Origin of the sequence: Acinetobacter sp. Swhac1, assembly GCF_013390985.1 — a bacterium.
Classification (GTDB): Bacteria; Pseudomonadota; Gammaproteobacteria; order Pseudomonadales; family Moraxellaceae; genus Acinetobacter; species Acinetobacter towneri.
The window spans coordinates 1-13,510 of the sequence record NZ_JACASN010000017.1 but is presented as its reverse complement, the minus strand read 5'-3'; the positions used below and the strand labels follow the sequence as shown (position 1 = coordinate 13,510).

The 13,510-nt window shown below is 36.6% G+C and carries 13 protein-coding genes and 1 pseudogene; 4 read left to right on the top strand and 10 right to left on the bottom strand.

The genetic code is table 11. From position 1 onward, the window contains the following. Positions 1-21: 21 nt before the first annotated feature. The 8 genes from HX743_RS09875 to HX743_RS09840 all read right to left on the bottom strand — a co-directional run bounded on the left by HX743_RS09875 (position 22) and on the right by HX743_RS09840 (position 9,470). Complete coding sequence (locus HX743_RS09875; RefSeq protein WP_218618933.1) at positions 22-1,314, bottom strand: restriction endonuclease subunit S; 1,293 nt, start codon at positions 1,312-1,314, stop codon at positions 22-24. 11 nt (positions 1,315-1,325) lie between these two features. Next, positions 1,326-3,692 (bottom strand): class I SAM-dependent DNA methyltransferase, encoded by a 2,367-nt coding sequence (locus HX743_RS09870; RefSeq protein WP_178319138.1) that lies wholly within the window; start codon positions 3,690-3,692, stop codon positions 1,326-1,328. Positions 3,693-3,858: 166 nt separating this feature from the next. Next, the gene (locus HX743_RS09865) at positions 3,859-4,122 is read right to left on the bottom strand and encodes a DUF4258 domain-containing protein (RefSeq protein WP_178319137.1); all 264 of its coding nucleotides are present in this window, start codon (positions 4,120-4,122) and stop codon (positions 3,859-3,861) included. A gap of 12 nt (positions 4,123-4,134) precedes the next feature. Next, positions 4,135-5,409 carry an N-6 DNA methylase gene (locus tag HX743_RS09860; RefSeq protein WP_168418602.1) on the bottom strand — a complete coding sequence of 425 codons (1,275 nt, stop codon included), beginning with the start codon at positions 5,407-5,409 and terminating at the stop codon, positions 4,135-4,137. A 10-nt stretch (positions 5,410-5,419) separates the two neighbouring features. Next, positions 5,420-6,019 (bottom strand): restriction endonuclease subunit S, encoded by a 600-nt coding sequence (locus tag HX743_RS09855; protein WP_168418603.1) that lies wholly within the window; start codon positions 6,017-6,019, stop codon positions 5,420-5,422. Between the two features lie 153 nt (positions 6,020-6,172). Further along, complete coding sequence (locus tag HX743_RS09850; RefSeq protein ID WP_178319136.1) at positions 6,173-7,180, bottom strand: HNH endonuclease domain-containing protein; 1,008 nt, start codon at positions 7,178-7,180, stop codon at positions 6,173-6,175. Next, positions 7,173-7,757 (bottom strand): class I SAM-dependent methyltransferase, encoded by a 585-nt coding sequence (locus HX743_RS09845; RefSeq protein WP_178319135.1) that lies wholly within the window; start codon positions 7,755-7,757, stop codon positions 7,173-7,175. Before HX743_RS09845 ends, HX743_RS09850 begins: the two co-directional genes overlap by 8 nt. 78 nt (positions 7,758-7,835) lie before the next feature. After that, positions 7,836-9,470 carry an HNH endonuclease gene (locus tag HX743_RS09840; RefSeq protein WP_178319134.1) on the bottom strand — a complete coding sequence of 545 codons (1,635 nt, stop codon included), beginning with the start codon at positions 9,468-9,470 and terminating at the stop codon, positions 7,836-7,838. A gap of 585 nt (positions 9,471-10,055) precedes the next feature. Here HX743_RS09840 and HX743_RS09835 point away from each other — a divergent pair. Then, the gene (locus HX743_RS09835) at positions 10,056-10,805 is read left to right on the top strand and encodes a metallophosphoesterase (protein WP_178319133.1); all 750 of its coding nucleotides are present in this window, start codon (positions 10,056-10,058) and stop codon (positions 10,803-10,805) included. 102 nt (positions 10,806-10,907) lie between these two features. Next, positions 10,908-11,069, top strand: a complete 162-nt coding sequence (locus HX743_RS09830; protein WP_234113698.1) for a hypothetical protein — start codon at positions 10,908-10,910, stop codon at positions 11,067-11,069. A 108-nt stretch (positions 11,070-11,177) separates the two neighbouring features. Here HX743_RS09830 and HX743_RS09825 read toward each other — a convergent pair whose 3' ends face one another. Continuing rightward, positions 11,178-11,873 (bottom strand): IS1 family transposase, encoded by a 696-nt coding sequence (locus HX743_RS09825; RefSeq protein WP_178319132.1) that lies wholly within the window; start codon positions 11,871-11,873, stop codon positions 11,178-11,180. Positions 11,874-11,954: 81 nt separating this feature from the next. On the opposite strand from HX743_RS09825, the gene HX743_RS09820 reads away from it, so the two are divergent. Both HX743_RS09820 and HX743_RS09815 read left to right on the top strand, forming a co-directional pair. Beyond that, positions 11,955-12,332: a TM2 domain-containing protein gene (locus HX743_RS09820; RefSeq protein WP_178319131.1), complete on the top strand. Its 378-nt coding sequence runs from the start codon at positions 11,955-11,957 to the stop codon at positions 12,330-12,332. Between the two features lie 61 nt (positions 12,333-12,393). Further along, positions 12,394-13,038, top strand: a pseudogene (locus tag HX743_RS09815) (IS5 family transposase); the annotation flags it as partial. 5 nt (positions 13,039-13,043) lie between these two features. On the opposite strand, the gene HX743_RS09810 reads toward HX743_RS09815, so the two are convergent. Further along, positions 13,044-13,510: DDE-type integrase/transposase/recombinase (locus HX743_RS09810; RefSeq protein ID WP_178319130.1), on the bottom strand; the 467-nt coding region annotated here is incomplete at its 5' end.

Here is a 13,510-nt window from a genome sequence, read left to right as displayed (position 1 = left end):
AAGTTCGCTAGGTTTCATTTTTTATGCCACTTTAATTTTGCCTGTCACAGCATCGTTAATGAGCGTGGTTTTATATTCTTTTAGCTTTTCTATTTGATTCGCTAAATTTTCGACTGCAAGCTCAATTTTTGAAATCTGACTTTTAATGCTCGCAATAATTTCATTTTGTTCATCTAAATTTGGAAAACCAAGTTTCATATTAAAGAACATATGCCCGTAAAAACGTAATCTTGATGAATGAAGCCCCGTGGAGACACGATTATAATGTTCAAGATATTTTGTCGTCTTCAGTAGATACTCTAGATATTCTGGATTAAAGGTATTATCTATTTTTTGTCTATATACACCATATGAGGGACTTACAATACCATCATAATCAGATACACCTAATGCCCCCATCCATGCCCACATGATATTCATGACTAAATCATGTCTTTTACATACCTTAGAGCCTGAATAATCTTCTGCCATAAACATCGATACATTTTTTTCAGATCGAGGTGTCACACCTGTTAAATGAGAAACAGATAACAACTCCTCATTCCCAAAAACAGATCGTTCTTCCACCTCTTTAAATAAATACTTTGCTCTAACGACATTCCAATGCTCAGGAATTTGACCAATCCATTCCACACCTGAATCTTTCATCGGTACACTTGGATCTAAACCTTGAGTCACTGCTTTTTGAATCACAATTTGCTTACGTTCATTGAGTAAAGCAATTTGTTGTTCTTTAATCGCAATGGCTTCATCAATTGTAAAAAGCTTTTCATGCAGAAATTTTTTAATACTGTCTATTTCTCTTTCAGGTGGAAGAGGAATAGAAATACTATTTAGATTTGATATCGTGAGCTGATTAATCGTTGAAGTTAAGAATGTTCCAGACAGCCTTTTAAAAATATCGCTATTTAAAATATAAAATAAATAGTGATTGAAATGTCCTCTAAAAACTGTCGTAAAGGCACCAAATGAATAATTTGAATCATCTTTAATATACGCGCATTTACCAATCAAATCTCTACTGCCATTTCTAGAGCAAATAAGAATATCATCTGCTTTTAGAAACAGTTTTGAGGGAACTTTTGACTTGACATAAACGTTATCACTTTTATCAAGTACAAATTTCCCTTCAAAAATATTTGAAGATCGAGCAACTAAGGTGCCTTCCTCAACCGAACATAAATCATTAGGACTATACGTTAATCCAATAATCGAGCTACCAATATATTTTAATTTCTTTACTTCCCAGTGATTAGGAATTTCCCCAATCCACTCCACACCCGAATCTTTATAAGCATCATATTTTTCAAACATCATACTTCCCCTTAAAGACCCAAAATCTGTGCAATCAAACCATCGGCTTGCTTCTCAAGACTTAAAATATCCTGAGCCACCTCTTCTAAAGAACGCAATGGCTTATGCTGATAGAAGTATTTATTAAAGCTAATTTCATAACCAATCTTCACAGAATCAAGATTAATCCATGCTTCAGCCACATGCGGTTTTACTTCATCTAAGAAATACTGATGAATCTGCTGTTTTAACGGTACAGATTCACTATCACGCAAATCGCTATTGCTTTCATAGGTGGTGAACTCGCCTTTTTTCGCCGTTGCATAATAGCCAAAATCAGCCAAATCTGCTTCTGTACAACCCAAGTGTTCAAGTAAATCAGCAAGCTCAGCGTCATTCAGCTTCACAACTTTTTTCACCACTTTTTCTGCATTTTCGTCATACCAACTCACCGCATTTGAAATGTTGTTCTTTTCAGAATTTGACAGCTTAATCTTTAACGCTTTAATCGCTTCATCGACTTTTTTCTTAAACAGATTAAAGTCTGAAAACTCATCTGTGCCGACCTGTTGCATAATGCTAAACGCATTGTCCAAGACTGTTTTTAATGCATTCCAATGCTTCACATCAAACAGCTTGGCTTGGGCTTTGTTGTTGAGGCTAATCTCTTGATCTTCACACCAAGCCAAGACTTCTTTTTTTACAGCATCAAGCTTGGCTTCGGTATAGATGTCATCACCATAAGTGCTATACATATATTCCATTGGCTCAGACAAAGACTTATCAAAACGTAAGCCTTGCAAACGCTCTGCACTAAACTGTGCACTACGGCGGTCTGGGCGCTCAATATTGACCTTGTAATAACCAAAATCTTGGTTATCAAACACCTTACTTGCGATACCAATAGGATCATTTTGCGCATCAAGCTGACGCTCTACATCTTGACTTGCAAGGTAAGTCTGCATAATTTCCGTAATATGTTCAGGGGCAAATTCACAGTTTTTATTGCCTAAGTTTTTACGCAACTTGCGGAACATCAAACTTGCGTCAATCAGTTGTACTTTGCCTTGACGATGCTTAGGTTTGTTATTCGATAACAACCAAATATAGGTGGTAATGCCTGTGTTATAGAACAGGTTATTTGGCAACTGTACAATCGCATTCAATAAGTCATTTTCGATGATATAACGACGAATATTACTTTCACCGCCACCCGCATCACCCGTAAATAAGCTAGAACCGTTATGAACTGAAGCAATACGACCTCCAATGCCGTTATGCTCAGGCGATTTCATCTTATTGACCATTTCCATGAGGAATAAAAGCTGACCATCACTTGAACGTGGTGTGGCATCACAGCTTTCTTCATTGCCCCAATAATCTTTTAATTTCACAATGAAGCGTGGATCAATCACATCTGAACCATCTTTAATATGCTTTTGCTCAGATGCCCAGCTCTTACCATACGGTGGGTTAGACAGCATAAAGTCAAACTTGGTGCCAACAAATTCATCTGTTGTCAGTGTTGAACCAACACGAATATTTTCAGGGTTATTACCCTTAATCATCATGTCTGACTTACAGATTGCATACGTCTCGTCATTGATCTCTTTACCATACAAAAGCACATCACGGTTGCCATTTTCAACGCTATAACGCTCTTCAATAAAGTTTTGTGCTTCGGTCAACATCCCACCTGAACCGCATGCAGGGTCATAGACAGTGATGGTTAAAGGTAATTTTTCCTGAATTGGGTCAAAGACAAAATGTGTCATTAACTCAATCACTTCACGTGGAGTAAAGTGCTCACCCGCCTCTTCGTTATTTTCTTCGTTAAATTTACGAATTAATTCTTCAAAGACATAACCCATACCTAAGTTAGTCAATGCAGGTAAACGGTAGCCGTCTGGATCAACTACATCTTCAGGGGTTAAGTTAATGTACGGCGATAAGAATTTCTCGACCACATCTAACAGCACATTTTTATGTGACATGTGGCGGATTTGAGCGTACAGGTTAAAGCATTGAATGATTTCTTTAACGTTGTCGCTAAAACCTTCCAAATATTCTTCAAAGTTCGCCAGTAAAATTTCAGGGTTATTTGATGCCGCGGTATACAGTGAACGTAATGTCCATTTAGAAGTATTATAGAACACATAGCCTGATGCTTCTTTAAGTGGCTCATCATCAAACTCGGTGAGTTCCATTTCGACTTGTTGGTAGCGGACTTCTTCGAGTACTGCATCTTTGGTCGGCTCTAATAAAGTATCCAGACGGCGTAATACCACCATCGGCAAAATCACATCACGATATTTACCACGTACATAGACGTCTCGAAGACAATCATCAGCGATAGACCAGATAAATGAAACCAATTTGTTATGAACTGAATGATCCATATTTCAACCTAAAAATACATATTTTGTAATACCTTACATTTACTCAAACTTATTTTACTTTTGAATAAGCTTTAGTAAATGGCCGGTTTTTTCGCTTAACGACATAAATTGTCGCCAATTATTAATTCAAAAAACTTTCTTATGCTCGAGACTTTTGAACCGCACCTTAATACGCCATATTTCGGCTATCGTAATCATAAGTCGTGAGCAAAGCTTCTCCCTCTGCGACTACAACTACACCACCTTTATCTCTGAGTCGCTTAGCAACTTTCAATTGAGCTTCAAGTTCATGAATTTTCTCATTCAATAATTTACGATTCAGGAACCATCGATCGCCTTGGATGACACCATGATCTAAAGTAAAGTTGATCATGTCTTTGGTAATGCCACGCTGTTGTGATCGTTTTTGAACATGCTTGGTATCGTACATGACAGCTCTCCTTTAAATTTGGCTCAACAACTGATTAAGCTTAACTTTCGCTGCTTGATATTCCTGTTCAAGCATTTCTAATTTCGCTTTCTCTTTCGCTAAATCAAACCTTGTGACTTCAATTTCATTGATAAAATATTTATTGAAACTCAAATTCATGTCTTTTGAACGAATTTCATCTACCGTCACAATCTTACAAATATCAGGATCATCTTGCCCATGGAATACTGACGCAATATGTTTAATCGATTCCTCTGATAGGATAGGACGTAAAACGGTTCGCTGTTTTACATGGTCACTAATATCGATCATTTTGATCCCATCATGCTGTTTTGCTCCCTTATTCAACACCAACAAAACTGTTTCAATTTTGGTATGTTGCATAAAGCCTTTAGGTAACAAAATAATCGTATCAATCCAATCATTTTCTAAAAGCTCAGTTCTCAAAGCGAGATCATAGCCCCCTCGAAACAACCACCCAGATGGAACTTGGATAAACGCTCTCCCTGTATCATTTAACTGATATAAGGCTTGCTGAATCCATGCACTATCTGAGGCATTGGTTGGCATGGCTTTAAATAGTTGTCTTAAATACGGCGTTGTTTTTATTGCATTTGGATTAATTCGTTCTCCAAATGGCGGTGTAGTGACAACTAAATCAACTTCGTTGGACAATTCGTTTTCAGTTAAGGAATCTTGAAGTTGGCAATTCAGTTTTTTACCTGCTAATTTAAAAATTACTTCTGCAATAGCAATCGGTAACTGATTAATATCTCGTAGATAATACTCTTCAGCATTTAACTGCGATGCAACTAAGCCTATACCACATGCCCCATCATAAAAACGCTTAATAGGTTGGCTATCAATAATCGCTAAAACAAGGTTTGCTAAATTTTCATTACTCGTAAAAAACTCATAATAAAATTCATTAGACAATAAGGTTGGCAGCTCATGGGCAAGTGCCTTGCCATATGCTTGTTGGTTATCATAAGCTGAAGAGGCTTCAATAAATGTTCGAGTTAAGATAGAAAATTCAACCTCTTCAACTTTATCAGAGAGTAAGTGATGAACAAACTTTAAGTCAGAATGGTGTAAGAATTTCTGCAATTCTTCTTTTACTTTTGCCTTACTCAACTTCTCGAAGGATGCAGCAAATTCGATATCAACAAAAGAAACATAAGCTGCTAACGTCAGTAATTCAGGAGCATGTTCTGCTTTTTGGAACAGATGCAACGCATCTAAGCTTTGTTTAATACGTGCTTTTAAATCAAATTGATTCGTTTTCATGTTTAACCCCTCACACCATCAATTGCTGTAAACTAGCTTCAACGGCAATAAGCTGTTGCACTTTGAGCTTATCTAGAAGAGTTAAAGCCTCAATATTTGCATAAAAAATAGAAGTGATTAATTTTTGATGTCCTATCTCAGGAATAGAGATTTCTAAATTTTTAAGACCTGCAATAGATAAACTGCGTACAGTCGATCCAATTGCAATCTCGTCCATCAATGCCTGCCCATGACCACTATTAATAAAACTCACTAGTACTTCAGCTAATATCTTCTCTCCACAACGAATCACAAATACATTCGGGGATGCAATACTAGGAATATTCAAGTGATATTCTTTCAATAGGGCTGCACGAAAGTTCGTTCCTCGTGCCATCAGTAGAATGTCTTGATCCTGCAATATATGACCTTCCAAACGGCTTTGCTCGACATAAACCTTTTTCAGCTCACTGTCTTTCAATTTCACTAGCCCATTTTCCGATAGGTTATTTCCAGTTAAGCAAACAACTTCTACAAAGCCTGGTTTTGCCTCTGACATCTCTCGCTGATTTGCAGCACTCAATCCTGATTGAATAGATGCTATATCTATTAATTTCTTCTTATCACCCATATATACCTCCAAGTACGTTTTCAGTCGTATTTTGATTACGATCAATATTTCATTATTCGAATTTAGATCTTTTTTAATACGATGTCAATCGTACTCAAGGTAATATTTTTAAAGAATTATTGGTTAAAATTTAAGAGATTGAAATTTATAATTTTATTTTTTAAAAAATATATAATTATTTTCTCTAGCCTGATTATATGCCCACTCAGCCACCTTATGCGACCGCTCTTTATCCGTCAAAAAACCGAGCACTGATATCCGGTCAACAATAATCAAATTCTGCTCTTCATTTCGCTCCTGCCATTTATGCAAAAACTCATCAGATGCGAGTAGATTACTTTTCTTAGAATTACAGCTTGAATCTGCCAACACGAAGTTATGACCTGTATCTGAGGGATACATAGACCATGGAATGAAATGATCAACGGCGTAATTGCCATTGCGCATCGGTTTATTGCAGTAGAAGCATTTACAGTCCTGTAGCTCGACCAACACATTAGCCACAGCATTTAATTGGTTCCGACTCGGCTCAAACATGAATTGTTCAAGATTCGGCAACTGATTCAAAATAGGTGCATTGCTGCTGTTCTTACGGATATAGTCAATCCAACGTTTCTGGCAAAGCTCTTCGATGATTTCACTGAACTGTCGTAAGCAAAACATGACTTGAGGCAAAAGGATGAGCTGCTTTCCACACCGATCAAGCTGATATAAAAACTCAAAATTTTGACCATTGATATTTTGCAAGTAGCGGACTGGCATGTCTTTTACAGTGCGAGCGACATCTTTAACTAGCTTCAACCACACCAATGAATCTCGTCTTAATAACCCCAAAGAAGAGTAGCTTTGCCGAAGCTGTATAATGCGATTCACAATGGCAGCTTGTTTACCATTGTTCTGATTTAAAATCAGCTGCCCTTCATCATTAAAGGTATAGGGTACCGCTTGCTTCCAATACAGCTCGATAAACTTCTCAGCGATATCCGTATATTCGAGTGATAGACTCTCACCTGAATCTTCACCTTTTTCAATAGCTAATCGGCCTAGGCTAATCAGCAATGCAAATTTATAGGTGCTACTAAAACTACCCGACTGTAAAATCAGCTGAATATTTTTTAGAAATTTAAGTTGTTCTTGTGCAGTAGGAATAAAGTCAGGCATGTTTTTTCCAAAGTACATTCAGCCATTTTTCTTGTCGATCAGGTCGCTGATCTACTGTAATCCACTGTTTTAATACCCTAACCCCATTCAACTGGTCTAACAATTCCTGAGCCTGCTCTTCATTTAAGTCAGTAAACGCCCTACCGCCTTTTACTCTATCTGCTGTTCCATATTTAAAAGACATATAGCACACACCGCCACGGCGTAATGCAGCATGAATACGTTTTAAAACATCAGGGAGTCTATTACGAGCACAATGTAGTAAAGAGGCACATGCCCATACCCCATCATAAACATCGTGCATATCAAGCTCATAAAAACTTTGCTGCTGTACAGCGATACCAGTCAGTTGGCTCGCTCGTTCGACCAATACTTCAGAATAGTCGATAGCATCAACTTGATAGCCTTTATTTTTAAAAGCCAAACTGTCACGCCCTGAGCCACAGCCTAAATCCAGGATGCGTGCTGAATCTGGCAACTCAGCTAAAAATGGTTGGTATAGGCTTTCCATATCCACATACAACGTGGCTTGTAAAAATTGATCTGCGTATTGGTTGTAATAGTTTATTGTTTTCATATTGGTTGCTTAGGCTAAATACTAACCCCAGTCTACTAAAAAACAAAAAAATAAGGGAGCATTTGCTCCCTTATCTTTTTAGTCAAATAAATCTGCTCTTACTTCTTCCAAAGCACGATCTGACTTAAAACGATTACATATCGGGTGAATAATTGCTCCATTTTCTAAGACACCGTAACCACCTTCTGCTTTCGATTCACGATGATCTACTTCAGTCGATTCAAGGTATAAAGCACTATCACATACTTCGCAATAGCTCCAAGTTTTCCTTTCCTCACGTTGATACAGGTTTCTTTTGGCCGCTAGTGAAAAATTTAGAGGTTTTTTCTTCTTTGATGATCTTACTGATTGCACAAAGCTCACAACATCATCAACAATACTCTCATCATAATCACCACCAAAACGGTCAAGGTAAAAATCATTAAAATTAATATAATCAAATGATTGACTCATCGAAAGAATGACGGTGTTCAAACAAACTTCATCTTCAAAATCTAAATCCATATTCAGTCCAATACAGATAAAGGCCTGATACACGTTCTTCAATCGCTCATGTGATTTGATCCCGCTACCAAACTTACCGACAGTTTCTTTAATCGCCACAGGAATTTTTTCAATTAAACTTTCAACACCACGGCGTGCTCGAGTAAATCCAATAAAATCTATCTTTTTATTCTGTATTTCAAAACAGTCTTTTTCAATTTCACAGACGATAGAGAACCAGGCCAAAAAGGATGTCACTTGAAAACGATTATCTTTATAAAAATATAGTTTTGGGTGTAAGCCCAAACTTGGAATCCGAATACTAATTGCTGGTGTAGCGATACGACACAGCACAACTCTAAGTTTTAGCATTAAATTTTCTACACGCTGACCTTGGTCTATATTCACAGTATTCTGACTAGTATCACCAAACATGATATTCAGGAGTTCATTGACCAAGCCGATTTTTTTACCGTGTGTTAAATCTGGCTCTAAAAGTATTATCTTAAAAAGATGATCATGAATTTGCTCACCCAAAGTGATCACTTCATTTATCCGCTCGTAATTCAGTTCAGCCAAGTTGGATTTATTATCGTTTATATAACAACATGCATAAATCACATAAAAAGCATCACTTCCCCTATTTTGTAAATGATATTCTTCATCTGGATCTAATCGTTTCGTATCCGAATTGATTGAACAAAAGGCTTTTCGAGCTTCCTCAGGTGTCCCAATCACTTCAATAAAATTAATTTTGGTTGATTTTAATTTTTGCTGAAACTCAGAATCGCTACATAACTCTTGAAAATCAGCTAATCCACCTAATCGATTACGAATCTGACGAATATCTCGTTTTTGTGGTGCCGTGAATTTTGGGGCTCCTATTACTTGCTCATCAATAAAGTATCTTTTGATCCAAGCATAGATAATTGAAATCCTGTGCCCACCATCGATGATATAAATATTACCAGCAGCATCTTTCCAATAGCGAACGCATAAATTGACATTACGATCATTCAAACAGTTTAGAATAAACTCCTGAATTTCAGCAGGGCTCCAGCACTCTGTGGAGCGTTGATTGTCTGCTTTATATAGTTTTTCTAGGATCTCATGGTTGGCGAAGTCATAAAGTGATAACTCAAAGTTGTTGTGTTGATTTGAGTGCGACATTTCGTCAAGCAACATCATTTTTCTTTGAATAATATTGGTTAATAGCTTAGTACGGGCCATTTTATTTTCTCTAGGCAATACTTCTCTATATCTCGTGTAATTACGAAATTATGAAGTCATTAATTTAAAATTTAAGTAGGTTGTTAGAATTAAAACAGGTGATTAATTCAAAAGTACTTTTTTGCTAGAGATAATAAAAATAGGGATGGGATAATTTTTCATTTGAAGCCTCGTTGATTAATTGTTGTTTGCCAACATCCTTTCCACGAGATGGAGGCAAACCAAATAGGGTGTGGAAATACCGCTCAACGAAACGGCCAGTCAAAGACTGCCCTACTTGGCTTACCATAAAAGCGCCATGTAGACACAAAAGAGCCACTAAAAGCGACTCTTTAGTTCGTTGAGTAACAGGTTTCCACGCCTGGTCACAGATTTTGCTGTAACATCTTTATCTTATTTGCATAAATTCAATTGGTCAAATTTTATGATTAATATTTGATCAATTGATTCAAAAAATTAACTATATTCTTTAAGGGTTATGAATACAGATGAGTATCTTATAATTTATACAACATTTCGTTGATGTAAACTGATTAGAATAAAACTCTATATATTTGAGCAGCGTGATTTAATAAAGGAAGTAGATTGAAACTGCAAATCTTATCAGACACCCACAATTCTCAATACGCTATACTAGATGAAGCTGACGTGATTATTCACGCTGGGGATTTTTCGAATCGCCTGAGTGGTGCTATTGAATTTGCAGAAAAATGTAAAAACCTGAATAAGAACTTTATTTTTGTTTTAGGTAATCATGATTATTACTGCTCAAACTACAATTTAGTCGTAGACTTTTTAAGAGAAAATTATCCTCAAAATGCTCTGCTTGATGACAACCATATCAAGATACAGGATAAAATATTTGTTGGCGGTACATTGTTTACGAACTTTCGTTCCAACTCAACTCGTACAACCACTAACGAACTGCAAAAATTTAAAGAAGATGCTGAACAATCTATTTATGATTTTGATCAAATCATGATAAGTAACGATAATCGAACTATAACAGCTGATGACTACATTGCACTATTTCAACGATATCATCAAAATATTATGCAGTTTAAAGGGCTAGACAATGTAATCGTCATTACCCATTTCCCTCCTCATTTAGCCTGTCTTGATCCGTATTGGGGTAAACATCCTGTTGCATTAGCCCTTAATCCTTATTTTATAAATGACTTGGATGTTAAAGGCTTTAAACTTTGGATTTCAGGGCATACGCATACATCAGTTGATGCTGTAGTCGACGGATGTAGATTAGTGATCAATCCTTTAGGCTATCCACAAGAGCAAGGAAAAAATGGGTTTAGAGAAAATTTGATCATCGAAGTTTAAATTGTCATACTCGTATTAAACAAATTCAAACCAACTCTAATGTCAAACTTCCTGTAGGAATGATAATTAAACTTCCACAGTATCTAAAACCAGGAAAAACTCATGTCAATTCATTTAGATTCAGAAGATGATAGAAGGAATAAACTTGCAGATCAAATACTTAAAGATCTACTCGAGATCAATAAACTTCAAGGTATTTCCATTAAAAAAATGAAAGTAGATCAAAATGGTGTTTTTTTACGTGGAACAAGAAATATCAACTGAGGACTTCCTCAAGATACTCTGAGCTTCTCTCATTAAAATAATATCATAACCTTTAAGGTATTAAAAACTGGTGGTGTTTCAAAATGTATGCTGATCATTTTAACACCACTATACAAACCCATGATTAATGTAAAAAAATCCAAGATTGAAAGCTTTTACATGATTCAATACCTTCTTTGAAAAACAACAGGTTTTTCTTACTGCTCGTTTAATTCTGTGCCTTAATCGGCAATTATTGCCTTCTATTCCTACCGTATGAAATTTACCTTGCTGATCGGGTTTAAATATTTTGATGAAACTTTCCCAGTGATCACTCGACATACAATCATAGGTAATGTTTAACTCTTCAATACGCTTTTTTAACCTTTGTGCTGTAATCGCATCTCTTCCACCCCATACAAATGCAACGATTTCTCCACTGTTTCGATCGTAAACATATTGCAACCAATGTTTACTCTTTTTATCGCCTACAAATGTCCAAAACTCGTCTACTTCTAAGCACTTATAGTGAGTTTGCTTTGGCTTAATTTCATAATTAGACTGTGTTAAAGTTTTAAGAATCTTACCTATACTAAAACTTGTGATTTTTGAAATATCACGGATTCCACAGCATCGAGCCAACATGAACAAAATTTGCTTTACAGCATTTGAATGACAGTCTAAATACGTCAAATTATGATCACCAATAAACTGCCTATTACATTCTTTGCAACAGTAGTTTTGCTTGCCATCGCGTTTAATGCCATTCTTCTTTATACTTGTACTCTGGCATCGAGGACAATGAAGTTCTATTTCGATTTTCACACATTTAAATATAACCGAATTGTGCCTCGTTGCCGCCTTTTTAAGTAAGCATACTTTTTAGAACACCACCAGGTAATTATCATGAATAATGAAACACAGAAGCAAATTTTATTAGAGACGATGATCAATAACCAAAAAAAATCTATCGCTATTGCATATATTCTATTAGTTTTATTCAATATTTTAGGAATTCATAGAATGTATCTAGGTAGATGGCTGTCTGGATTATTAATGTTGGGACTTACAATTTTTACATTTATTTTTCCATTTGTCTCATCTACATTTGATCCTACTATAAGTACTACTTTTATGGGTCTTTTAATTTTCTGGGTGATCCTCGATATTATTCTTATACCTATTATAGCTAAACATCATCAAAAAAAATTAAGAGAAAAATTAAAACGTGAAATTGATGCAAATCCAAGTCTAAATACATTAGATCAGGTACAGTCATCTTAATATCAATAACGGCTTTGTTGCATAAACCTCTGCTAAAAGCTTATTCAGCAATAATTGCTAGATGAATAAGCCCGCACCTAAAATTTATCGTACAACCAATTGGTCCTCCTACAATCAAGCTTTAATCAATCGAGGAAATATCTCGATCTGGTTTGACCCTGCGACCCAATGGTATGCACAATCAACAGGCAAACCAGGACGAAATCAAACCTATTCCGATTCAGCAATTCAATGCTGCCTCATGATGAAATCTCTATTTCGGCTCTCTTTGCGCATGGAGACAGGCTTTGTTCAAAGCCTTATTAAGCTCTGTGGCTTAAATTGGACCGCACCCGATTATTCCACGATCTGTAGACGACAAAAGCATATCGACATTTCAATTCGTTATCAAAAAAGCAGTGATGGACTTCATCTACTCATCGACTCTACGGGGTTAAAATTTTTAGGTGAAGGCGAATGGAAGCGTAAGAAACATCAGCCAGAATATCGTCGCCAATGGCGTAAATTACATATTGGGATTGATGCTGAAACCCTGCAAATACGTGCGGTTCAGCTGACGACAAATAATGTCAGCGATTCACAAGTGCTGGGGGATTTACTTGATCAGATCCCTGAAGATGAGCAAATTGATTCGGTCTATACGGATGGGGCTTATGACACGAAACACTGCCGGCAGGTAATTTCCGATCGGCATGCACATGCGGTTTGATCCTAGACAGTATCGTGGACAACCAGCCCCTCTAAACTTTTAATATATTTCTGTTCAAAGGCTTCTGGACTTAACCAGCCGTTTGCAGAATGTCTTCTGACTCGATTGTAATAAATTTCAATATAGTCAAACAAGACAGCATTCGCTTCTTTTCGAGTCGAAAACACACTGCCATGTACCACATGACCTTTTAATGTATGAAAGAAGCTTTCAGTCACTGCATTATCCCAACAGTTTCCACGTCTAGACATACTCTGAGTACAATCATTTTTCAGTAACAGCGCTCTAAAATCACGACTACAGTACTGTGAGCCTGAGAAGCACTGCTTCGCAAGTGAATGCACCATAACACCAGTTGGATAACCCTGACGAGCCATTGCATAGTTAAACGTATCACACACCAACTGGCGGTCTATTCGATGGCTGGTTTGCCACCCCACGATACGACGGCTAAATAAATCTAGCATCA